This is a genomic window from Vibrio hibernica (assembly GCF_015223435.1).
Taxonomy (GTDB): domain Bacteria; phylum Pseudomonadota; class Gammaproteobacteria; order Enterobacterales; family Vibrionaceae; genus Vibrio; species Vibrio hibernica.
This window is the reverse complement of the sequence record NZ_VHKO01000003.1, coordinates 133,081-158,045: the sequence shown is the minus strand read 5'-3', so window position 1 is coordinate 158,045 and position 24,965 is coordinate 133,081. Positions and strand designations below refer to the sequence as shown.

The window sequence follows — 24,965 nt, the reverse complement described above, 5'->3', positions numbered from 1 at the left end:
AAATAATTGGATTAATTACTCAAATTACATGGATGGATTTATGTTTGAAAAAGTACCTGCTGCACCTGCTGACCCGATACTTGGTTTAACTGAAGAATTTAAAAGTGATTCTCGTTCAACCAAAATCAACTTAGGTGTAGGCATTTACAAAAACGAAGAAGGCCAAACCCCTGTTCTTGCTACCGTAAAAAAAGCAGAAGCAGCGTTATTAGAATCCGAAAAAACCAAATCGTACTTAACTATTGAAGGTACTGCTGAATATGGATCCGCGGTTCAAAAACTATTATTTGGTTCTGAGTCAAAAATCGTTACAGAAAAACGCGCTAAAACAGCTCAAGCGCCTGGTGGCACAGGAGCGCTTCGTGTCGCTGGTGAATTCATTAAACGTGAATTAAATGCAGGTAAAATTTGGATTTCAAACCCAACATGGGCAAACCACGTTGGTGTATTTACTGCCGCTGGTGTTGAAACTGCGCAATACAATTATTACAACGCAGAAACTCATGATAAAGATTTCGCTGCAATGCTAACCAGCCTTGAAGCGGCACAAGCAGGTGACGTTGTTCTTTTACACGGCTGTTGTCACAACCCAACTGGTATTGATCCAACGGCTACTGAATGGGAACAGTTGGCAAAACTTTGCGCGGATAAAGCCCTACTTCCATTATTTGATTTCGCTTATCAAGGCTTTTCTAAAGGTGTTGAAGAAGATGCAGCAGGTTTGCGTATTTTTGCACAATACTGTGAGGAAATTTTAGTTGCGAGTTCTTTCTCTAAAAACTTTGGTTTATACAATGAGCGTGTAGGCGCATTCACTTTAATTGCAAAAGATAGTGATATTGCAGCAACTGCGTTCTCTCAAGTGAAAAAAATCATTCGTTCAATTTATTCAAACCCACCCGCGCACGGTGCAGCCGTCGTTACTTACATCTTGAATAATGAAGCCCTTCGTAATGAATGGGAGCAAGAAGTCACTGAAATGCGCGACCGTATTCAAGAAATGCGCACCTTATTTGTCCAAACGTTGAAAGATGAAGGTGTCACGCAAGACTTTAGCTTTATCGAAGCTCAAAACGGCATGTTCTCTTTCTCTGGTTTAAGTAAAGAACAAGTTAATCGCTTAAAAGATGAATTTGCGATTTATATCGTAGGCTCAGGTCGCATCAGCGTTGCTGGCATGACCAAAAATAATATGGGTCCATTATGTAAAGGTATTGCGGCTGTTTTGTAGGCGCTTAACGTTATCTCTACTTTTGAGAGGCCAGCATTTGCTGGCCTTTTTTATTAGAGCATCAGAATAATCTAAAAATACCGATTCTGTCTTATGCTTAGAGGGAAAATAAGTCAATTAGTGTGAAAGTTATACAGAGGAAATTCTTTCTTATCATTAGCTTTTATTTATTTTAGTTATTTAAATCTGACCTTTTAGCTGCACTACCATAAATGGAATAAACATGCTTAAAAAACTAATAGTATTCATTGGAATATTCCTCTTAATAACTTTATTTTTCACTTTCGATCTTCATCATATTTTAACGCTGGAAGGCATTAAATCTCGCATGGATGAATTTTATCATTGGCAACGCACTTCCCCCTTTCTTGTAGCGACTGTCTTTTTTCTTATCTACATTGCCGTTACTGCATTATCTTTACCGGGCGCTGCAATTTTGACTTTAGCGGCTGGAGGATTATTTGGATTAACGACCGGGCTTTTTATTGTCTCCTTTGCCTCCACAATAGGTGCAACATTAGCATTTTTAGTATCTCGGTATATTCTAAGAGATACGATTGAAAGGAAATTTTCAAAGCGTTTAAAATCCATTAATGCAGGTATTGAGAAAGATGGCGCTTTCTACCTATTCACGCTTCGTCTCGTGCCGGTATTTCCCTTCTTTTTAATTAACTTATTAATGGGGCTCACCAAAATAAAAACACGGACCTTCTACCTTGTCAGCCAAATCGGTATGTTTGCGGGCACCGTGGTTTTTGTTAATGCTGGAACGCAATTAGCCCAACTAGATAGCTTAAAAGGCATTTTATCTGTCAATTTGATTTTATCTTTTGCTTTACTCGGCCTATTCCCTTTAATAGCAAAAGCTCTTATTTCATCCATTAATAAACGGCGTGTTTATGCTAAATGGACCAAACCAAAAGTATTTGACCGCAATATGATCGTCATTGGTGGTGGCGCGGCAGGTTTAGTCAGCAGTTATATTGCCGCCACCGTACGCGCCAAAGTCACCTTAGTTGAAACTCATAAAATGGGCGGAGACTGTTTAAACTATGGTTGCGTGCCAAGTAAAGCTCTCATTAAAAGCGCCAAAGTTGCCCACCAATTTCGTCATGCTGAAAATTATGGATTAGACAGCCAAAATCCTACGTTTTCATTTAAAAAGGTAATGCAACGTGTTCAAGACGTGATCGCGCAGGTCGAGCCTCACGATAGCATTGAGCGCTATACCAACTTAGGCGTGGAAGTAAAAGCAGGTTATGCCACCATTATTGACCCGTGGACGGTTGAAATCAAAGCTCACGATGGTTCCACCGAGCGTTTAACCACTCGTAGCATTGTCATTGCGACAGGCGCTCGTCCATTTGTTCCAACACTTCCCGGTTTAGATGATGTTGGTTATGTCACAAGCGATACGTTGTGGGAAACATTCGGGAATTTAGATGCTCCACCAACGCGCCTTGTCGTTTTAGGTGGTGGACCTATTGGTTGCGAGCTTGCTCAAAGCTTCGCTCGCCTAGGGTCTAAAGTCACCCAAATTGAAATGGCGGATCGCATCATGTTGCGAGAAGACCTGGAAGTCTCTGAACTTGCCAATACAGAATTAACCGCAAGTGGCGTAAATATTCTAACCAACCACAAAGCCCTACGCTGTGAATTACAAGGGAATAAAAAAATCATCGTGGTTGAACATAATGGCGAAGAAGTTGAAATCGAATTTGATCAACTACTTTGCGCAGTAGGACGCTCGGCACGTCTTGAAGGTTATGGATTAGAAACACTCGGTATCGAAACCAACCGCACCGTACAAACTAATGATTATTTAGAAACCCTTTACCCTAATATATTTGCTGCTGGTGATATCGTCGGCCCTTATCAATTCACCCACGTTGCAGCCCATCAAGCTTGGTATGCAGCTGTTAATGCTTTATTTGGTAGCTTAAAAAAATTCAAAGTCGATTATCGAGTGATCCCTTGGACAACTTTTATTGACCCAGAAGTTGCCCGTGTTGGTTTAAATGAAACCGAAGCGCAGCAGCAAGGAATTGATTATGAAGTGACTCGTTTTAATTTTGAAGAATTGGACCGCGCCATTGCTGAAGGTGCGACTAAAGGATTTATTAAAGTCATCACACCAAAGGGAAAGGATACGATTCTAGGCGTCACGATTGTTGGTCAACAAGCTGGTGATTTAATAGCTGAATTCGTATTAGCGATGAAGCATGGGCTTGGCTTAAATAAAATCCTTGGAACGATTCATGCCTATCCTACATGGGCAGAAGGCAACAAATACGCAGCGGGTGAATGGAAACGAAATCACGCGCCTCAAACTATATTAAACTGGTTAGAAAAATACCATACATGGCGTCGTGGATAACCAAAACTACTTACCGAAGAACGAGAGCATTACTGATAATGTTCTCGATTCTATTTAAAAATAGCGCAGCTTTTTGATGTAAAAACTCTAAAAAACTCAGCAAGCCCAAAAACCCTCCTCAAAACAATAATAATGCTTTAGATCCAGACTTTGATTGCCTATAGTTAACTTATCTCCCATTAGTAGTTGTGGACATCATGGAAGCAGAATTACACGAAATTCAAAACTTTATTGCTCAATACCCTCCCTTTGACAGTTTGCCTGAAGAAAAAATAGCTTATATCGCTCAAAACACCGAAATTTCTTATTACCGAGAAAATACACCCATTATTAAATTTGGTGATCATATTAAAGATTTATATATGGTCAGATCTGGCGTTATAGAAATTTATCGCCGTAAAGGTGAACTCTATAACCGCTTAGATCAAGGCGATATCTTTGGTCAAATGGGGTTGTTAATGAACGGTAAAGTTCGTTTACCTGCTACGGCCACTGTAGACTCACTGTTGTATTGCATTCCTGTCGAAGTATTTAACGAATTATATGAAAGCGAAGATAGTTTTGCAGATTTTGTAGAAGTTGAGAACAACGCACGCTTACGCCAAGCAAACTCTGACAACAAAAGCTCCAACGATCTCACTACATCAAAAGTAAAAACCTTAATCACCCGAGAAGCCTTTTCTCTTGATAAACAACAATCGATTCAAACTGCCGCAAAACTAATGGCGGATGAGCATATATCGGCCTTATTAGTTATTGATGAAACCATAAGCATTGATGAAAATAATGAAAGCCAAGTAATAGGTATTATCACCGATCGAGACTTATGCACTCGAGTTTTAGCCGAAGGGTTAGATCCCAGCACCGCCGTTAGTGAGGTAATGTCTCCTGAGCTGATATCGTTAGATCATAACGCTTATATTTATGAAGCTATGCTAGCAATGTTACGCTGCAACGTTCACCACTTACCGATTCTTAAAAATAAGCAGCCAATCGGTATTATCGAAGTGGCTGATATTATTCGTTACGAATCTCAAAATAGTTTATTACTCGTCAACCAAATTTTCCACCAACAAAACATTGATGATTTAGTCACTATTTCTGAACAAGTAAAAGATTGCTTTGTTCGCATGGTACATGAAGATGCAAACTCACATATGGTGGGCAGCGCAATGGCCGTCATTGGCCGAAGCTTTAAACAACGCATTGCAGAATTAGCCGAAGAACATTTAGGCGCTCCCCCTATCCCATATTGCTTACTCGCACTAGGTTCAATGGCTCGTGATGAACAACTTATTGTCACCGACCAAGATAACGCCATCATTCTAGATAATAGCTATGATGAAGAAAAACACGGGGAATACTTTGCTCAACTGGCGGAATTTGTTTGCCAAGGGCTAGCTCGCTGTGGTTATGAATTGTGCACTGGCGATATTATGGCAACTAATCCCATATGGCGTATGACACGGGATGAATGGGAAGAATGCTTTGCTGACTGGATAGACAACCCTAATCCTAAAGCGCTTTTAAATAGCTCTATATTCTTTGATTTAGATGGTGTACATGGGCGTATCAAATGGGCAGAAAGCTTAAATGGCTTTATTGTTCGCCGCGCTCGTAATAGTAATAAATTTTTGGCTTGCCTTGCTCGTAATGCCAATAATAGAACCCCACCGCTTGGTTTCTTTAAAAGCTTTGTCATGGAAAAAGATGGTCGCCATAACAACTCCATTAACTTAAAACGTCGTGGAACGGCACCATTAGCGGATTTAGTCCGCGTACATGCCCTGGCTGTCGGTTCTCGCGCACAAAACTCATTTGATCGCTTAGATGATATTATTGAAGCGGGTATTCTACCAAAAGGTCGTGGTCAGGATCTGCATGATGCAATGGAATATATTTCTATGGTTAGGATCCGCCACCAAGCATTTGATGTTGAAAATGAAATCGAACCTGACAACAATATTGAACCCGATAACATGTCTGACTTTGAGCGCCGAAATTTAAAAGATGCCTTTCAGATTTTAAGTAATGCGCAAAATTTCTTAAAGTACTGTTATCATGGTAATTCATTTAAAAATACACCACCGCCAACTAAAACCCAACCAAACACTATCCGTCGTATGCGATAAGAGTAATGATTATGAATAAAACACACTCTGAAGAGGATTTTGATTGGAATGTTTTCTTTAGTAAACAAGCTAAAGAAGTCAAAGATCATCGTTTACAAACGTTTTATCAAGCTGGCGTTATTGATCCTAACACGCCATTAAATTCGGTTGAATTTGTAGCATTAGACTTTGAAACCACCGGTCTTGATTATGAGAAAGATGGGATTATTAGTATCGGTCTTATTCCTTTTACGCTACAGCGGATCTACTGCAACCAAAGTAAACATTGGCTAGTTAAACCCCGTAAACCGATGAATGAAGATTCTGTCATCATCCATGGTATTACACATAGCGATTTATCTGATGCTCCTGATTTAAAGCGGATATTGGAGGAAGTTTTAGATTCGTTAGCGGGTAAAATTGTGGTTGTACACTATCGTAATATTGAACGTCGATTTTTTGATAGAGCATTAAAAGAGCGGCTTGGTGAAGGTATTTTATTTCCTATGGTGGACACACTCGAAATCGAATCCATAATTCAAAACCAAGCTATAAGTGGTTGGTGGAATAAACTACGGCGGAAAAAAGCAGAATCCGTACGCTTAGGAACCAGTCGTACTCGTTATAACTTACCGGCTTATCAACCTCACCATGCATTAGTCGATGCTATTGCAACTGCCGAGTTACTACAGGCCCAAATTCATTATCACTTTTCACCAGAAACGCCTATTAGTGAAATTTGGTGTTAATGCAAACCCTGAAAATTATATCCATCACTGCAATTAAGTAAACAGATATTGTAACTGGATAATGACTGCGATTTATTTTACCTCCGTTTAAAATAGAAAAGGTTGGCCATTACTAAAATGACCAACCTTTCTTTATTTACGTCTACTCTTACTTGCTAATTCTAATACTTTATACGTTCTGTTCTCATCCCCATGATCAAACTAACACACATGATCAAGAGTACGAAAACAAACGGTAATGCGGTTGAAATAGCCACGGCTTGTAGTGCCGCAATCGCATTACTACCTCCAACCCAAAGTAATGCCATAGCAACAGCACCTTCAATTAAAGCCCAAAATAGTCGTTGAGGTACTGGCGCATCAATTTTGCCACCAGCAGTGATGCTGTCTATCACTAATGAGCCTGAATCGGATGAACTAATAAAGAAAACTAAAATAAGCACAATACCCACCACTGAGATTACATTACTCATTGGCAGTGCATCGAACACTTCAAACATCGCCATAGTAACATCAGTGAAACCTTTTTCCCCTAACGCACCAACTTTATCAACGATCTGCGCAATACCAACACCACCAAATGTTCCCATCCAGATAGTTGTAATAAACGTAGGAAGCAGCAAAACAGCAATAATGAATTCACGTACCGTACGGCCACGAGAAACACGAGCAATAAACATACCTACGAATGGTGACCAAGACATCCACCATGCCCAATAAAAGACAGTCCATCCATGCATCCACTCCGTATCCGTACGACCAAATGGATTCGATAAAGGAATAATGTTCTCAATATAGCTCATCGCTGTTTCAGGAATAGTATGAGATACCGTTCCGAAAGAAACACAGATAATAAAAACGAGCAGCATAAATGCAACAATCATATTAAGATTACTGACTAATTTCACACCACCATCGATACCTCGATAAACAGAAACGGCCGCCAATAATGTCACGACAAAAATCACAATGATTTGTAAGCCGACACCTGCATGAATGCCAAAAACATGCCCAATACCACTTGCGGCTTGCTGCGCACCAAAGCCTAACGATGTTGCAAGACCAAATAACGTGGCAATGACGGCTAGAATATCAATAATATGCCCAGGCCAACCCCATGTTCTATCGCCTAAAATAGGATAAAAAACAGAACGTATTGATAAAGGTAATCCCTTGTTGTAAGCAAAGAAAGATAATGAAAGCGCGACGACAGCATAGATGGCCCAAGGGTGAAGACCCCAATGGTACATAGTTGCTCCCAATGCCATTCTTGCAGCTTCTGGAGTATTAGGGGCTACATTAAGGGGTGTTCCAAACCAATCGGTATAATAAGCAGCAGGTTCAGCCACACTCCAAAACATCAATCCAATCCCCATACCTGCGGCGAAAAGCATCGCTAGCCATGAAAGATAAGAGTGTTCGGCTTTCGCATCAACACCACCTAAACGAATTTTCCCATAAGGAGAAACAACCAACACTAAACAAAAAATAACAAAAATATTACCTGCGATAATAAATAGGGAATCAAATCGATTAATGATGGACAACTTAACACCATCTAAAACATCTTTTGCAGTAGCAGGATCAGCAATTAAAATAACGGCCAAAAAAAGGAGGATTAACCCTGCACTAATACTAAACACCGCATTATGGACATCAAAGCCCCATTTCTGGACATTATCTTGCCCTATCGTATAGTCCGTGCTGTCTATACTATATTTGTCTATACCTTTAGTCATACTTCTCATCCATATTGGAATAACGAACCGATCTCAGAGTGCAAAATGCTTACACACTGAACATAAAATTGTAAAAATTTGAAAATCAATTAACAGAAGCCTAACGTCCAAATAAAAAATATCTAGTTAAACTCAAAAAAACACGACCAATCGGATACAAAACCAGCAATGCGGGCAAATAACACCCAGAAATATCATGTCACAGTTTGATCATAAGAACATCAGAAAACGAATTTATCGAGATCCAAATTTAAGGTCATTAACTAAGCCAGCTTATATACTACTTTGTTCGCTTCAGCTTGCTCTTTAACCACGAGTCCCTCTTCAACCAATTTTTTCAAACCACCAGCCGCCCATGTTGCAGCTTTAATCTTTTCTTGACCCGCTTCAAGGCCAATATCTTTAGAGGTAATACCTTCAACGTGAGCAGCAACAATATCAAGAATAGACTGCTGTTTTGGCGTTAACTTAATGTTTTGAGCAGTGTTAACCGCAGCTATTGTTATTTTTTCAGCTTTGACTATAACAGATTTCGTTTTTGCTATTGCTTTTTTAGCTTTAGACTTAGCTGCTGTCATGCTGTTATCAGCCGATACTTTAGCAATTTTTACTGCCTTTTTAAGTTTACGCTGTATGTTGCGCTTATGTGCCAGTCTTATTAAAGTTCTCCACAAAGTCACTGTTTATAGTGTGGTAAAAAAGTTTACGGGGTTATAACAAAATATAATTCAAATTTACAGTAACTGGCTAGTTTTCATACTAAAACACCAACAATTTCATTGGAATTAACTAAAATAGACAAATTAACTCATGATTTCATTATATCTTCATAAGGCTTATGCTGAACAAGATGAGCAAGATGCTAAATTTATTCAATCAAGTGGTATCCAAATGAAGGTAATGCCAACTCTACAGCTTTTCCAGAAGCAACCAGATATCCCTCTATGGCTAAAATACGCGCTATGGGCAATTTTACTTTGCTGTATTTTCACGATTCAAGCTCAATTTAATATCAAAGTTACTGTACTATTTTGCCTCGTTACCTTTAGTCTTTTCATCTCAATTAAAGAATTAATTTACAGTCAAAATTTTGGTTTTACTTTGACAAGCACCCATTTACAACAACATTTATATCGAGGTGGTTGGCTATTACAATGGAAGAATATTAAACATGCTGGCAGTTGTGAATATACCATTCAAGGCTGGAATACAGATATTCCTTGGATCGGAATTGAAATGAACAACTACCAACCTTTTATTGAGCACATCAGCCTTAAAGCGATCAGACACATTTTAGTTCACCAACGTAACTTGTTATATCTCGGTTTAAAACAACATAGAAAACAACATGAATTTGAAAATCACATTATCAATGACACAGCTTATACATTTAAAGATGGTAGGACGGCGACTGGATTAAGAGCAATGTTAATCAATAGAATGATCATTCAAAGAGAGTTATGGGGTTATGATATTTTTATAGCGGAGTGCGATTTAACGATATCAAAAAGTGAATTTATAGGATTAACTCGCCGATACCTCGCGGCGAGTTAACTTTATTACGTTTAATACAACGGCATTTCATCGGCCACATACGGATTCGATTTCCGCTCTTGTCCGAAAGTAGACTCAGGGCCATGACCAGGAATAAAACGAACATCGTTACCCAATGGCCATAGTTTATTTTTAATACTGTCAATTAGGGTTTGATAATCACCTTTAGGGAAATCAGTACGGCCAATCGCACCGTTAAATAACACATCACCGACAAAAGCAATTTTTGCACTTTGACTAAATAAAATAACATGTCCTGGAGTATGGCCAGGAGTATGAATGACTTTTAAAATCTCCTCTCCAAATTCAATGATGTCTCCTTCTTGTAGCCATTGCGTTGGTTCAAAAGGGTCAACTGGAGGGAAACCAAACATCTGGCTTTGGTTCATTAAACCTTGTAGCCAAAATGCATCATCGATATGAGGTCCGATTACAGGAATATTCATTGCCTCTCGTAACTCGGGAGTTCCACCAACATGATCAAGGTGACCATGGGTTAAGACGATTTTTTCGAGCTGAACCCCTAGCGTATTGATAATAGTCACCAAATGATTCACTTCTCCGCCGGGATCAACAATCACACCTTTCATGGTTTGATCACACCAAACGATAGAACAATTTTGCTGAAATGGCGTCACTGGCACCGATTGATATTGCAAGCTCATTAGGTATCTCTTTCATTCAATTTCGATAATGGAGGGACTATGCCAGTCTCACCTTCATTTGACAAGATTCGGCCTTTAATCTAAATATTGAATTTGCATATTGGCTTGTGACCAAACTTTCCACGTATCACCTTCTTGCTTAAACACAATTAATGCCTCAAGTTTATTATTATGAAAAGTAGGCCCTGAAACTTTTGTTGTTCTTATCCATACTCTTGCGTAAGCGTATTCGTTCTCTTGGGTAATATAGTGAAACTGATCCAAAGAATAGTTCAGCTTATAGTTCCCAAATATATCCTGAATCGCTTTTTTAGTTGGAACCCAAGCAAGCGATTGACTATGCATAGTCGCCATATAAGCCTGACTATCTTCTCGTTGCGAAGCATCCAAATTTTGATCAATCACTTGCCGTATTAAGTCTTCGGTTGTCGCGGCACTGGCAGGCGTTGTTATTAACCCCAATAAAACTACACAGCATAAATATATTGCTTTCATTTTATAACCCTATTTTAAGTTGGTATTGCGTTCCAGTGGTTATCCCACTGAATGGTTGAATTATGTGTATTAATATTATTGACAGGATCTCTATTCACAACCTCACCAGAACCGGAACTCACAAAAAAGTGTCCATTATGCGCGACAACACCCGATGCATCAGGCAATGGATTAAGCTCTAACAAACAATTTTGTGAAATAGACCAAATACCATAGCAATTTCCTGGTGGTGATGTGGCTAATACATAATCATCTACCACTGCAATACTCGCGATATAATGATCAAACCTTGCCCATTGTTCAGGTTCCGCATTAAGCATCGTTAGTCCACTATCCCCTTTTTGCATCGCAATTAATGAAGGATAATCATCAGGCTCACCTCTATACTGTTGACCACACAACACTAAATCATGTTGATCATAACCAAGATGTCGAATACTCAATTTTTTATCTGCTAATCCAACTTTGCTCGTAATTTCTCCATGCTGATTGAGGCGAATTAATGATGGTTGCATCGTATCCAAGTTAAGTGGTTCACGCCCTTGAGTGTGTACCCCACCAACTCCAACGGCGTAACTGCCATTATTTAAGCGAATAATCTCATGTGGACCAATGCCAATCCCATGCCATTCATCCACTTTTTTATAATCTTTAGCGACATCATAAACGCCAATTAAACCCTGGCTAGTTTGCTTGATCCCTTGCGTCGCGAGAAGTAACTTACCATCTAAGCTAAAAACACCATGCCCATAAAAATGACGATTATTTTCAGCCTGGACAAGCTGCTTCTTCGTGCCAGTTTGATAATCAAAAACTTGAAAATAACTACCCGGGCGGCGAGCAAAAGCAACCGCATCGGTAAAGCCCATACTACTTTTTTGACTAATAGCAACGCCGTGTGCTCTTTGTGGTAATGGGATCTGATAAATAGGTTTGCCTTGCCAATCGGCAACGACACAATGGAAGTTTTGATTAAAACCAACCGAATTACCAATCAATGCCGCCTTTTGTACTTCATTTTTATGTTGATAAAGCCACGCTATGCTGCCACATGCGACTAATCCGCCCCCCACAGCTGCTAAGGATAATAATTGACGCCGCTTAGCATTAAAATCTGTCATACGATTAATCGCCATCAGTAGAATTAAATCCTACCACCACGCCAAGTTCAACGGCTACTTCATCATGCAATAAGTATTTTATCCGCTCTAATTTATTAAACTGAGTCAGTGCTTGTCGATAGCCGTCTTTCGTTTGCAACATATCAAACAAACTGGCTTGTTTTGGCCAAGTAGTAATAGTGTGATCAAATTGAGCTAGTAGGCGGTCGGCAAGTTCAGACTGATCTTGCTTTCTTAATTGCCCATCTAATCCTATTCCTTTAGCAACATACAACTGACGTAATGCTTCTAAGTTGCTTTTCATTAAAATCAAAGATTGTTTAGACCGCCATGCTTCTGAAAAGTAAGGACGAGGATGGCCAATTTTTGCTAACGGACGACTTATTTTTTGCATTAAAAAGTCTAACTGATTCGTTAATAAACCAATATACTCAGCTTGCCATTGCTTATCATCATAGGATGACCAAGGATTAGTTTGCCATTGCATCGCAATCATTTCGGCGTGCTTATGCAATGTTTCACTGATCACTTCGCTTAATGCACAACTGGATTTATCACCATGAATAAAAGGTGATTGTGCGTCAAACAACAACCACTCTAAGCCACTTAATCCTTGTACTGTCACACTTTGGTTGATTATATCACTTCGATTCCACAGTTCTTTTTTCTGTAAAAGCTGCTGCATTTTTTGACCTGTAATATTTTTCTTATCTGGCCAAAATTGAATATTCCAACTTAATGCTACCGCTTCTTTTGGTCCTTTCGCTTGTCCTTGTAGCGGCATCCAAGCATTCATGGTTTCTAGCCACTGTGCTTGGATAGTTTGAAGCCCACCGGTATCTGCTTCACAATATTGCTTAATCGATTTTTGTAATTTTTCAGTGGATAAGACAAAGTTTTGAGCAAACTGCCGTTCTAACAGATGTACCTGCTGCTGGCTAGTTTGAGGCTGAGACACTGCAGGCTTTTCAATCGTAACTTTCATATTCGACGGAAAATCAGGTGTGTGGAATATATAATAAATACCGCCTGCAATAGCACAGGTAGAAATGGCGATGGTGATTGCTTTAAGCATAAATATAGTTCTCTATAAGGAATTTAAAAATGCGATTAAGGCATCTCGATCAGATTTAGATAGACTCAGTACTTTCTGTTTAGATTTTTGTGCTTCTCCACCATGCCATAATACCGCTTCCATCAAATTTCGAGCTCGACCATCATGTAAAAAATAAGTATGTCCATTAACTTCTTTGGTGTAACCAATGCCCCATAATGGTGGCGTTCGCCATTCTGTGCCGCTTGCTAAGAATTCAGGTCGATTATCCGCCAAGCCAGTGCCCATATCATGCAAAAGCATATCGGTATAAGGGTGAATGGTTTGATTTGATAAGGAGGGTAAGCCATCACGTTTAGCCGTTTTAATTTCAGGGGTATGGCAAGAAACACAACCAACACTTTCAAATAGTTGTTGACCACGCATTACACTTGCTTCAGTGGTATTTCTACGAATTGGTACCGCTAAATGCTGAGAATAAAATTCGACAAATTTTAATATTTTATTGCTAACTTCAACGTTTTCTTCATCTTGGCTATTACCATTAGGCAATTCTGCACAAATCGTTTGTGGTGGCGAACAATTTTCATAAGGGAATAGCGTGCTCGTGAGCCCTAAATCACCATTAAATGCGGCTGCATCTTGTTGGATGAGTGTTGGCTGACCCGCTTTCCAACCAAATCGACCGACTACCGTAGTCTTTGTTTGAGCATCCCATACTTGATTTAGCCTGCCTGAGATACCGTCGCGGCCTTCCTTTTGTTGTTGTGCAAGTCGCTTTAATGTTTCTACCGGAATCGACTCAAGTAGGCCTAACCCTATCATTGGAGGGGCTACTCGCGCAGAAAGCATCGTATCTGGATGTAATTCACCATAATTAAGATCGTGCAAAATTAATTTAGGTTGCCTTAGTTCAATGACAGCGCCATCATTAAAACTCACATTGAACTTTGTATATTCAATTTTCACTTTTCCTTCAGGTTTTGCATTTGGAATAGAAAAGTCTTCCAATTGATCACCATAAGTGGGCTCAGGGATAACACCAGATATAATTAATTGTTGTGTTTGCTGCTTAGTTAGTGCTGGAATGCTCATACGCACCAACATCGAAACAGCTTGATCTTCACCTTCTTCTGGAGGGTGACCTCTACCATCTTTGATATGACAATTTTGACAACCATTAGTATTAAATAACGGCCCTAAACCATCTCTGGCATCAGTAGTTGCAGGTGCCTGCACCCAAGGATTGCGAAAGAAACTATTCCCAACACTAAAATCTAACCGCTTGGAGATAGGTAGGTTATTAGAGGGCATAGAAAAAGCATTACTGCCTTGCTTATTCGTACTCGTATCCCCGCCAGATTTAACACCATAAGCAAATGAAAAAGCGGGAAAAGAAAGGCTTATGATGAGCGGGATTACTAAGTGCGGTTTAATATTAATGCATAATTTCATGGTACATCCTGTAAGGGCTCAGTGAGCCGAGCCCTATCCATTTATCTTTTTTTACGTGCAGGTTTTATTTTTATAATCAACGTCTCATTAAAATTCGTGATCTGCATTATCAGGACTCAAACTGGTGATCCCAATCACCGCTGCGGCTTTTTCAATCGACTCCGTTTGCTTCACTAAGGCCTGAATCGAAGCATTCACTAATTCATGACCCGCTTTATTATTTGACGCTATTAATTGATCAAAATGCTGATTATTTTTTTCGGCAGACTCAACTAATTTATGTATTTGATCACGGGTAGCATCAAACTGTTGTGAAATTTGTTGAGCAGCATCAGCATCTTTTTCCATTATAAGATCTTTAATACTGGCACCTTTAACGATTGAGCCATCAACACGGGTATAGCTACCGTTAAATACGTTATAAATGCCAAGTTCATTATAGTAATGTGAGTTATGAGTATTATCAGAGAAACAGTCATGCTCATCCTCGGTCGAATTAGCTTCTAATGCTACCTTCATACGCTCACCGGCAAGTTCACCAAGAGACAGCGATCCCATCCCAAACATCATTTTACGAATACCATCTTGTGCAGATTGGTTTAATAATTGACTGCGATAATTCTCTTTTTCTTTCGCATCCCATTGTGCCGTCATCCACTCTAAATCTTTCACTAATAATTGAGATGCGGCTTCAAGGTATTGACCTCGACGATCGCAGTTACCGTTAGTACATTCTTTTCCTACCAAAAAATCGGTATATGGACGTTCTCCTGCGCCCGCTTGCGTACCATGTAAATCTTGTCCCCATAGTAAGAATTCGATTGCATGATAACCAGTAGCAACGTTTGCTTCAGATCCCGCCAGTTCATTTAGGCTTGCCAGTAGTTCAGGTGTAATATTCGTTACATCAATTTTATTACTACCAACTTGAATCAATTTATTCGCAATAATGTTAGCTTGAGCGCCATCGTTACCTAACTCAAAGTGATAACCTTTCGCAACATAATCAATCAAACCTTCATCCAATGGCCATGCGTTAAGCTGCCCTTCCCAGTCATCAACTACAGCATTACCAAAACGAAATGTTTCAGACTGTTGGTAAGGAACACGAGAGGCTAGCCATGCTTCACGAGCCTGTTCCAGAGTTTGTTCAGAAGGTTGTTTAATTAAGCTATCAATAGAGTCTTGTAAGTTTTTAGCTGTAATATATGCATCATCAAACACTGCATAAGCGAGATCTGCATAATTTTTCACAACTTCTTTTTCGGTGACATTGGCAAATGCCATAGGGCTTACAAACAAAAGTGCAGAAGCAACAATACGGGATCTTGGAGTAGTAAACATAATTCTTCCTTGTAATATATGCTAATAGCAATAGTTATCATTACTATTTATTGGCAGGAATAATACTTACTTAGAACTAATTTACAACTTATCCATTACTTCCATATAAAACTTTATGATGTAGGTAAAGTTTTTGACCATAAAAAACCCCTATCTAGAGGCTAGATAGGGGGTTAAATAGAGGTTAATTACAATTAAATAGTGTTTAGTTACATACTACATTCTTTAACCACTACTCAAATTTTAAACGATGTTTTCCGTGCGATGCCTTCGCTTTCAAGTAACTTTCATTACCAGTTTTCAGGTGCACATGAGTTGGGATAACTTCTTCTAGTTCAATACCAAACTCTTGTAGCTCTTTCATTTTTTTAGGGTTATTAGTGATCAGTTTTATTTTACCGATGTCCAATGCTTTTAGCATTTGAGCTGCTTCAGAGAAGTCACGTAAATCATCCCCAAATCCTAAATGATTATTAGCTTCATAAGTATTCATACCTTCGCTTTGTAAACGATAAGCATCAATTTTATTATATAAACCAATACCACGCCCTTCTTGACGTAAATATAATAAAATGCCGCCGTGCTGGCCCATTTTATTTACCGTTTCATCAAGTTGCTCGCCGCAATCACAACGAGAAGAATGGAATACATCACCAGTTAAACATTCTGAATGCATACGAACTAATGGCGTCTGATCTTGTTTATCAGCTTGCTTAAAAATAATAGCGATGTGTTCTTTTTCGGTTTTAAGGCCGTGAAATGACAATATCTCTGCACTAATATCGCTATTAATACCCACTTTTAAGTCAACTCTGGCACGTACTTCAGCCATTTTATTCTCTCTATTCATTAGTTCTTCTGTGCAATATTATTTCCCTAAACATCTTGAGACACAAGCAAAGTTAGGATTAATGATAAAAATAATTTACGTTATACTATAACATCAATGTCTGTAGGCAAGTAAAACATAGTATTTTAGTCAGATATTATTCAAATGGCTCGTTTACCTAATATCTATATTTTAGGCATAAAAAAGCCGAAGACTTGCATCTTCGGCTTTCATTTCAAATAACCGTTGAAGAATTAATGATTATTCTTGGTCTGTTTCTTGGTTATTATCTGTTGAGTTATTCGCTTCTATCGCAGAATCACCATTTGCTGTTGGAGCAATAACCGCAACAACATCACCGTTTTCATCTAAGATAATTTCATCTTCTATTTCTTCGATACGTTGTAAGCCAACCACTTTTTCACCTTCAGAGGTACGGATCAGTGTCACACCTTGTGTGTTACGACCAACCTGGCTCACTTCCGATACACGAGTACGAACTAACGTGCCCGCATTAGTGATCATCATAAATTCATCTGCACCTAGTGCCTGAACTGCACCAACAACTTGGCCGTTACGCTCAGAAACCTTAATCGAAACAACACCTTTAGTGCCACGACCTTTAGTTGGATACTCGGTGATAACGGTACGTTTACCATAACCATTTTCAGTAACAGTCAGTACATCGCCACCTTCGTTTGAAGGAATAATCAGTGATACTACTTGATCACCTTCTGCCAAACGAATCCCACGAACACCCGCAGCCGTACGGCCCATAGCACGAACACCTTTAAACTTAATTTCAGGGTTGCCATCTTTATCAAGAATTGGATTGCCATTTTCATCTAGAACAGGAACTTCTTCTGACTCTTTAAATCGAACCACTTTGCCCTCTTTTGAGAACAGCATAATTTCATCTGAGCCAGAAGTGATGTTGACACCAATTAGCGAATCTTCATCACGCAAGTTCAAGGCAATCAGGCCATTTGAACGAACGTTAGCAAAGCTTGCTAATGATGTTTTCTTAACCGTACCATCACCCGTTGCCATGAAGATAAATTTATCTTCAGTAAATTCAGTGACAGGAAGAATTGCGGTAATGCGTTCATTTTCTTCTAGCGGTAGAATATTTACAATTGGCTTACCACGAGCGTTACGACTCGCAAATGGCAATTGGTAAGTCTTCAAGCGGTATGTTTTACCACGAGTTGAGAAACATAAAATATTATCATGTGTATTGGCAACTAATAGACGCTCGATGAAATCTTCATCTTTCATCTTAGTCGCGCTCTTACCTTTACCACCACGACGTTGAGCTTCGTAATCGCTTAGAATCTGATACTTGACATAACCTTCGTGAGAAAGTGTTACGACAACATCTTCTCTCGCGATCAGCTCTTCCATATCAATATCATGACTAGCCGCTGTAATTTCAGTACGACGCGCATCACCAAACGCTTCACGAATCGCTTCAAGTTCTTCACGAATCACTTCCATCAAACGCTCTGTGCTTGAAAGAATGTGAATCAATTCTGCAATTTCATCTAATAATGCTTTGTATTCATCCAGAATCTTATCGTGCTCTAAACCAGTTAAACGGTGTAAGCGCAATTCAAGAATAGCTTGTGCTTGCTGCTCGGTTAAGAAGTATTCGCCATCACGAATACCGTATTGATCTTCTAACCAATCAGGACGCGCGGCATCTGTTCCAGCACGTTCAAGCATGTCAGAAACATTACCAAGCGGCCAACCGCGAGCGACTAAACCAATTTTAGCTTCTGCTGGCGTCGCTGCTTGTTTGATAAGCTCAATTATTTCATCAATATTTGATAGCGCAAGTGATAATGCTTCAAGAATATGGGCACGATCACGAGCTTTACGCAATTCGAAGATAGTACGACGTGTCACCACTTCACGGCGATGATCAACGAAGCATTTAATCATTTCTTTTAAATTGAACAGTTTCGGCTGGCCATTATCTAGCGCAACCATGTTCACACCGAAAGTCGTTTGCAGTTGAGTTTGTGAATATAGGTTATTTAAAACCACTTCACCTACAGCATCACGTTTACATTCAATTACGATGCGCATGCCGTCTTTATCAGACTCATCTCGCAGCGCACTGATACCTTCAACTTTTTTGTCTTTTACTAACTCGGCAATTTTTTCAATTACGCGAGCTTTGTTTACTTGATATGGAATTTCAGTCACAACAATTGTTTCGCGACCATTTTTTTCCACATCGATATGAGCTTTTGAACGCATGTAAACTTTACCGCGTCCAGTTTTGTATGCGTCAATAATGCCTTTACGACCACTAATTAAAGCCGCCGTAGGGAAATCTGGACCAGGGATAAACTCCATTAACTCATCAATGGTAATGCTTTCGTTGCCAATATAAGCCAAACAACCATCGACCACTTCACCTAAGTTATGTGGTGGGATATTAGTTGCCATACCTACAGCAATGCCCGATGCGCCATTAATCAGTAAGTTAGGAACTTTGGTTGGCATAACCGCTGGAATTCTTTCCGTGCCATCATAGTTATCAACAAAATCAACAGTTTCTTTATCTAGATCAGCAAGCAGTTCATGCGCAATTTTAGACATACGAACTTCGGTATAACGCATCGCCGCAGCAGAGTCGCCATCGATAGAACCAAAGTTACCTTGACCGTCAGCAAGCATGTAACGTAAAGAGAATGGTTGAGCCATACGAACGATGGTGTCATAGACCGCACTATCACCATGTGGGTGATATTTACCGATCACGTCACCAACGACACGAGCAGATTTTTTGTAAGGTTTATTCCAATCATTACCAAGTACATTCATCGCGAACAAAACGCGACGGTGAACAGGTTTTAGACCATCGCGCACGTCAGGAAGTGCACGACCAACGATGACAGACATCGCATAATCAAGATACGAACCGCGAAGTTCGTCTTCAATATTTACTGGCGTAATTTGTTTAGCTAAATCGCTCATAGAGCCATTATCCCTCTATTCTTTTTGATCGCATGATTTATATAAAAGCTCAAAATAGCTTTAAAATTGCGACACGCACAAGGTGTAAAAATATAACACATAAAACCACTTCTCGGCATCTATTTCATATGGCTTTAAGCTGTTGATGGCAACTTCACGCTTTAACTGCAGAAAAATTGAACTACGCTCAAAATATTAAAGCGATGACAAGCTAATAAGATGGACTAATAAACATAATCTCAATGTATTCTTTCAATCATAAATAACCGCGTCTAATACAATACGCCCGACAAGTCTAATGCAATCAAGTTGAATTAACCCTATTTATCAAATATATCTTGTCCTATTTGTTGCTCTATTCTTTCCTGATATAGTGTTCACCATCTTAATATTGAGAAAGAATAACCAATATGACAACGAAACAAAATGTTGATCCTGCTGAGATCAAAAAATTTGCAGATATGGCCTCTCGCTGGTGGGATTTAGATGGTGAATTTAAACCTCTGCATCAAATCAATCCTTTACGTTTAAACTTTGTTTTAGATAATGCAGACGGCCTATTTTCAAAGAGAGTGCTTGATGTCGGTTGTGGTGGTGGAATTCTAGCAGAAAGCATGGCAAAAGAAGGTGCTGAGGTTACCGGTTTGGACATGGGCGCAGAACCACTTGAAGTGGCTAGATTACACGCTCTAGAAACTGGCACTACTCTTACTTATATTCAAAGTACAATCGAAGATCACGCCAAGCAAGAACCCGCTACTTACGATGTTGTCACCTGCATGGAGATGCTCGAACACGTTCCAGATCCTTTATCGGTGATCCAAGCCTGCGCAAAATTAGTTAAACCCGGTGGTCACGTTTTTTTCTCAACCTTGAATCGTAATGTTAAATCTTACCTATTTGCCATTGTTGGCGCTGAACAAATCATGAAATTAGTACCAAAAGGTACTCACGATCATGCTAAATTCATTCGCCCCTCAGAACTGCTTAAAATGGTCGATAGTACATCACTGCAAGAGCAGTCCATTACTGGTTTAGGTTACAACTTACTCACCGATACCTACTCGCTTGGTAAAAACGTTGATGTAAACTACATCGTTCATACTCAGTGCATAAAATAGCAACATTTCAAATCATTGACCGTTCGAAAAGCCGATCATAAAACGTCGGTTTTCATACATGATAATTTCATAAAAACATGCTGAATCGCACACAATTAAATCGATCTTTTTTCTGATCATTTTAAATAAAAGATCAAGCTAAATATTTTTTAAATCTATAATTTCACTATGCATTTGAAGAAGGAGCCGTTCACCTCCCAGTCATACATAATTGTATAGGTTAGTAGCTACTTACTGAAAATATACTATCCCTAACTTATCCACAAGAATCACTCCCCACCCAACTTGAAAACCTAAGCATTTCGCACTATCTTGTAACTCATCCAAGGGAGACACACCATATATAGTGTTTTGGTTTCCCCTTGGATCTAGACAAGCCAGTCACAAGCCGCAACTTTCGAACACATTTCGCATGCAGCTTTGCACCAATTAGTAGTTAGGGAACTTAATTCGAATGAATCAACAATTGACAGTCACAAAACGTGATGGATATAAAGAGCAAATAGATCTTGATAAGATCCACCGAGTGATCACATGGGCTGCAGAAGGCCTACATAATGTTTCCGTATCACAGGTTGAACTAAAAGCTCATATCCAATTTTATGACGGTATTACGACTTCTGATATCCATGAAACTATCATTAAATCAGCAGCGGATCTCATCTCAGAACAAAGCCCTGACTACCAATATTTAGCAGCACGCTTATCGGTTTTCCATTTGCGTAAAAAAGCTTATGGTGAATTTGAACCACCATCATTATTTGATCATGTTGCTAAATTAGTTGATATGGGCAAGTACGATAAACACTTGCTAGAAGATTACACAGCAGACGAATTTAACGCGATGGATCAATTTCTTGATCATAATCGCGATATGAACTTCTCTTATGCTGCGGTTAAGCAACTGGAAGGTAAATACTTCGTCCAAAATCGTGTTACCAAACAAATTTACGAAAGTGCCCAATTTCTCTACATTTTAGTGGCTGCTTGTTTGTTTGCTAAATATCCAAAAGACACACGCCTTGATTACATCAAGCGCTTCTACGATGCTGTATCAATGTTTAAAATTTCGCTGCCAACACCAATTATGGCTGGCGTTCGTACACCAACTCGTCAATTTAGCTCATGTGTATTAATCGAATGTGGCGACAGTCTAGATTCAATTAATGCTACGGCCAGCTCCATTGTTCGTTACGTTTCTCAACGTGCAGGTATCGGTATCAATGCAGGTCGTATTCGTGCACTTGGTTCTGAAATCCGCAATGGCGAAGCCTTCCATACCGGTTGTATCCCATTTTATAAATACTTCCAAACAGCGGTAAAGTGTTGCTCGCAAGGCGGCGTACGTGGTGGTGCAGCGACAATATTCTATCCAATGTGGCATGGCGAAGTTCAATCACTATTAGTGTTAAGAAATAACCGTGGTGTTGAAGAGAACCGTGTTCGTCATATGGATTATGGTGTTCAACTCAATAAACTCATGTACTCTCGCCTCATTAAAGGCAGTCACATCAGCTTATTCTCTCCTTCAGATGTTCCTGGTCTTTATGATGCATTTTTCGAAGATCAAGATAAATTTGAAGAACTGTATGTTAAATACGAAGCAGACTCTTCTATTCGTCGTGAAACCGTTAAAGCTATCGAATTATTTTCTTTATTGATGCAAGAGCGTGCTTCTACTGGTCGTATTTATATCCAAAACGTCGATCACTGTAATACTCATAGCCCATTTGATCCAAGCGTAGCACCAGTACGTCAATCTAACTTATGCCTTGAGATTGCACTGCCAACTAAACCACTTAGTAATGTCGATGATGAAGAAGGTGAAATTGCACTTTGTACACTTTCAGCCTTTAACTTGGGTGAAATTAAAGAACTGAGTGATTTTGAAGATTTATCTGATCTAGTTATTCGTGCTTTAGATGCATTATTAGACTACCAAGATTACCCTCTTCCCGCTGCGCGTAAAGCAACCATGAACCGTCGTACTTTAGGCGTTGGCGTGATCAACTATGCCTATTACTTAGCTAAAAATGGTGTGAAATATTCTGACGGGAGTGCAAATGGGTTAACCCACCGTACTTTTGAAGCGATGCAATATTATCTTCTAAAAGCATCGGTAGAACTTGCGAAAGAAAAAGGCGCTTGCCCAGCTTTCAATGAGACAACCTACTCAAAAGGCATTCTACCAATAGATACCTATAAGAAAGATTTGGATGCTATTTGTAATGAACCTTTACACTTAGATTGGGAAGCTCTGCGTAGCGAAATAATGACGCATGGTTTACGTAATTCAACTTTAACCGCTCTGATGCCATCTGAGACATCATCACAAATATCGAATGCAACCAATGGTATTGAACCACCACGCGGATTTGTATCGGTTAAAGCATCAAAAGATGGCATCCTGAAACAAGTGGTACCTGAATATCAAGCATTGAAAGATAAATATGAACTGCTATGGAAAATCCCATCCAATGACGGCTATCTGCATTTAGTTGGTATTATGCAAAAATTTGTTGATCAGTCTATTTCGGCTAATACAAATTACGATCCAAGTATTCAAGCCAATGGCAAAGTACCAATGAAGCTGTTACTTAAAGACCTATTAACAGCCTATAAATTTGGTGTCAAAACACTGTACTATCACAACACTCGCGATGGTGCGAGTGATGAACAAGGTGATAACGGCACAGTCATTGAGCAAGAAGATGATTGTGTAGGCGGTGGCTGTAAAATATAACACCATTTTAAAAACCGTAACCTGCTTCCTTTTGTCGCAGGTTACTTTCATTAAATACCTTCTAAAATAAAAGTATCAATAGAAATATGCTTTCATCAATTTTAGAAGGTAATACAGCAACTTACTTTAAGTAATAATTGCTTTTGAATAGATTATATACCTAACAATTAAAGTACCCTTGAACCTAGCCAACAAAACGGCAGCTTCAAAAATAAGACGGGTATATGCTATTCACTTATAGAGGTTTACATGGCATACAGCATTTTTAATCAAAATAAAAACGATCAACTAAAAGAGCCAATGTTTCTTGGTCAATCTGTCAATGTTGCACGTTACGATCAGCAAAAATTTGAAATCTTTGAGAAATTGATCGAAAAGCAATTATCGTTTTTCTGGCGCCCAGAAGAAGTTGATGTTTCAAACGACCGTATTGACTACAATAAATTACCTGAGCATGAAAAACATATTTTTATCAGCAACTTAAAATATCAAACTCTATTAGATTCAATCCAAGGTCGTAGCCCAAACGTTGCCCTTCTCCCTTTAGTTTCGCTACCGGAGTTAGAAACTTGGATTGAAACATGGTCATTCTCTGAAACGATCCATTCCCGTTCTTATACGCATATTATTCGTAATATTGTTAACGATCCAAGTGTGGTATTTGACGATATCGTTGAGAACGAGCACATCGTTAAGCGCGCTAAAGATATTGCACATTACTACGATAAATTGATTAGCTTAACTAATGATTACCATCGCTACGGTGAAGGCACACATGTTCTTAATGGCGAAGAAGTAAATGTCAGTTTAATGGCATTGAAGAAGCAATTATATCTTTGCTTAATGTCGGTTAATGCCCTAGAAGCGATTCGTTTTTATGTCAGCTTTGCTTGCTCATTTGCTTTTGCTGAACGTGAGTTAATGGAAGGTAATGCTAAGATCATTAAGCTAATCGCTCGTGATGAAGCTCTTCACCTTACTGGTACTCAACATATGTTGAATATTTTACGTAACGGGCAAGATGACTTTAGCTTTATGCAAATTGCCGAAGATTGTAAACAAGACTGTTTTGATCTTTTCAAAGAAGCAGCTGAGCAAGAAAAAGAATGGGCTGAATATCTATTTAAAGATGGTTCGATGATTGGTCTTAATAAAGATATTCTATGCCAATATGTTGAGTACATCACCAATATTAGAATGCAAGCGGTTGGTTTAGAAATGGCCTACCCAAAGGCAACTTCAAACCCTATTCCATGGATTAACTCTTGGTTATCTTCTGATAATGTACAAGTTGCCCCACAGGAAACTGAAATTAGCTCATACCTTGTTGGCCAAATTGATAACGAAATTGGTGCGGATGACTTTGGAGATTTTGAGCTGTAATCGCTC

The 24,965-nt window shown here is 39.2% G+C and carries 18 protein-coding genes; 8 read left to right on the top strand and 10 right to left on the bottom strand.

Annotation, left to right across the window (positions count from 1 at the left end; translation table 11 throughout):
- Positions 1 to 40: 40 nt before the first annotated feature.
- From FH976_RS02850 to FH976_RS02835, 4 genes are all read left to right on the top strand, one after another.
- Positions 41 to 1,231 (top strand): amino acid aminotransferase, encoded by a 1,191-nt coding sequence (locus FH976_RS02850; RefSeq protein WP_194089402.1) that lies wholly within the window; start codon positions 41 to 43, stop codon positions 1,229 to 1,231.
- A 223-nt stretch (positions 1,232 to 1,454) separates the two neighbouring features.
- Entirely contained in the window at positions 1,455 to 3,608 is a 2,154-nt protein-coding gene (locus FH976_RS02845) for an FAD-dependent oxidoreductase (RefSeq protein ID WP_194089401.1), read from the top strand.
- 197 nt (positions 3,609 to 3,805) lie between these two features.
- Complete coding sequence (locus FH976_RS02840) at positions 3,806 to 5,740, top strand: DUF294 nucleotidyltransferase-like domain-containing protein (protein ID WP_194089400.1); 1,935 nt, start codon at positions 3,806 to 3,808, stop codon at positions 5,738 to 5,740.
- 11 nt (positions 5,741 to 5,751) lie between these two features.
- Entirely contained in the window at positions 5,752 to 6,468 is a 717-nt protein-coding gene (locus FH976_RS02835; protein ID WP_194089399.1) for a 3'-5' exonuclease, read from the top strand.
- A gap of 161 nt (positions 6,469 to 6,629) precedes the next feature.
- Here the strand turns inward: FH976_RS02835 and FH976_RS02830 are convergent, their stop codons facing one another.
- Positions 6,630 to 8,207 carry a BCCT family transporter gene (locus FH976_RS02830; protein WP_194089398.1) on the bottom strand — a complete coding sequence of 526 codons (1,578 nt, stop codon included), beginning with the start codon at positions 8,205 to 8,207 and terminating at the stop codon, positions 6,630 to 6,632.
- A gap of 263 nt (positions 8,208 to 8,470) precedes the next feature.
- Positions 8,471 to 8,866: a MarR family transcriptional regulator gene (locus FH976_RS02825; protein ID WP_194089412.1), complete on the bottom strand. Its 396-nt coding sequence runs from the start codon at positions 8,864 to 8,866 to the stop codon at positions 8,471 to 8,473.
- Between the two features lie 151 nt (positions 8,867 to 9,017).
- On the opposite strand from FH976_RS02825, the gene FH976_RS02820 reads away from it, so the two are divergent.
- Positions 9,018 to 9,761 (top strand): DUF2982 domain-containing protein, encoded by a 744-nt coding sequence (locus tag FH976_RS02820; protein ID WP_194089397.1) that lies wholly within the window; start codon positions 9,018 to 9,020, stop codon positions 9,759 to 9,761.
- 11 nt (positions 9,762 to 9,772) lie between these two features.
- Here FH976_RS02820 and FH976_RS02815 read toward each other — a convergent pair whose 3' ends face one another.
- The 8 genes from FH976_RS02815 to gyrA all read right to left on the bottom strand — a co-directional run bounded on the left by FH976_RS02815 (position 9,773) and on the right by gyrA (position 19,712).
- Positions 9,773 to 10,426 (bottom strand): MBL fold metallo-hydrolase, encoded by a 654-nt coding sequence (locus FH976_RS02815; RefSeq protein WP_194089396.1) that lies wholly within the window; start codon positions 10,424 to 10,426, stop codon positions 9,773 to 9,775.
- A gap of 75 nt (positions 10,427 to 10,501) precedes the next feature.
- A complete protein-coding gene (locus FH976_RS02810; RefSeq protein WP_194089395.1) occupies positions 10,502 to 10,921 on the bottom strand; it encodes a hypothetical protein in 420 nt (139 codons plus the stop codon).
- A gap of 14 nt (positions 10,922 to 10,935) precedes the next feature.
- Positions 10,936 to 12,042 carry a DUF1513 domain-containing protein gene (locus tag FH976_RS02805; RefSeq protein ID WP_194089394.1) on the bottom strand — a complete coding sequence of 369 codons (1,107 nt, stop codon included), beginning with the start codon at positions 12,040 to 12,042 and terminating at the stop codon, positions 10,936 to 10,938.
- Between the two features lie 4 nt (positions 12,043 to 12,046).
- Complete coding sequence (locus tag FH976_RS02800; protein ID WP_228767320.1) at positions 12,047 to 13,117, bottom strand: imelysin family protein; 1,071 nt, start codon at positions 13,115 to 13,117, stop codon at positions 12,047 to 12,049.
- Positions 13,118 to 13,129: 12 nt separating this feature from the next.
- Positions 13,130 to 14,533 (bottom strand): di-heme oxidoreductase family protein, encoded by a 1,404-nt coding sequence (locus tag FH976_RS02795; RefSeq protein ID WP_194089410.1) that lies wholly within the window; start codon positions 14,531 to 14,533, stop codon positions 13,130 to 13,132.
- A 105-nt stretch (positions 14,534 to 14,638) separates the two neighbouring features.
- On the bottom strand, positions 14,639 to 15,895 hold the full coding sequence (locus FH976_RS02790) for an imelysin family protein (RefSeq protein WP_194089393.1): 1,257 nt from the start codon (positions 15,893 to 15,895) through the stop codon (positions 14,639 to 14,641).
- 232 nt (positions 15,896 to 16,127) lie between these two features.
- Positions 16,128 to 16,727, bottom strand: a complete 600-nt coding sequence (locus FH976_RS02785) for a GTP cyclohydrolase II (protein ID WP_194089392.1) — start codon at positions 16,725 to 16,727, stop codon at positions 16,128 to 16,130.
- A 258-nt stretch (positions 16,728 to 16,985) separates the two neighbouring features.
- Complete coding sequence (gene gyrA, locus FH976_RS02780; protein WP_194089391.1) at positions 16,986 to 19,712, bottom strand: DNA topoisomerase (ATP-hydrolyzing) subunit A; 2,727 nt, start codon at positions 19,710 to 19,712, stop codon at positions 16,986 to 16,988.
- 410 nt (positions 19,713 to 20,122) lie between these two features.
- Here gyrA and ubiG point away from each other — a divergent pair, with 410 nt between their 5' ends.
- From ubiG to nrdB, 3 genes are all read left to right on the top strand, one after another.
- Entirely contained in the window at positions 20,123 to 20,833 is a 711-nt protein-coding gene (gene ubiG, locus FH976_RS02775) for a bifunctional 2-polyprenyl-6-hydroxyphenol methylase/3-demethylubiquinol 3-O-methyltransferase UbiG (RefSeq protein WP_194089390.1), read from the top strand.
- Positions 20,834 to 21,287: 454 nt separating this feature from the next.
- On the top strand, positions 21,288 to 23,576 hold the full coding sequence (gene nrdA / locus FH976_RS02770) for a class 1a ribonucleoside-diphosphate reductase subunit alpha (RefSeq protein ID WP_194089389.1): 2,289 nt from the start codon (positions 21,288 to 21,290) through the stop codon (positions 23,574 to 23,576).
- A 249-nt stretch (positions 23,577 to 23,825) separates the two neighbouring features.
- Positions 23,826 to 24,959 carry a class Ia ribonucleoside-diphosphate reductase subunit beta gene (nrdB, locus tag FH976_RS02765; RefSeq protein ID WP_194089388.1) on the top strand — a complete coding sequence of 378 codons (1,134 nt, stop codon included), beginning with the start codon at positions 23,826 to 23,828 and terminating at the stop codon, positions 24,957 to 24,959.
- Positions 24,960 to 24,965 lie beyond the last annotated feature (6 nt).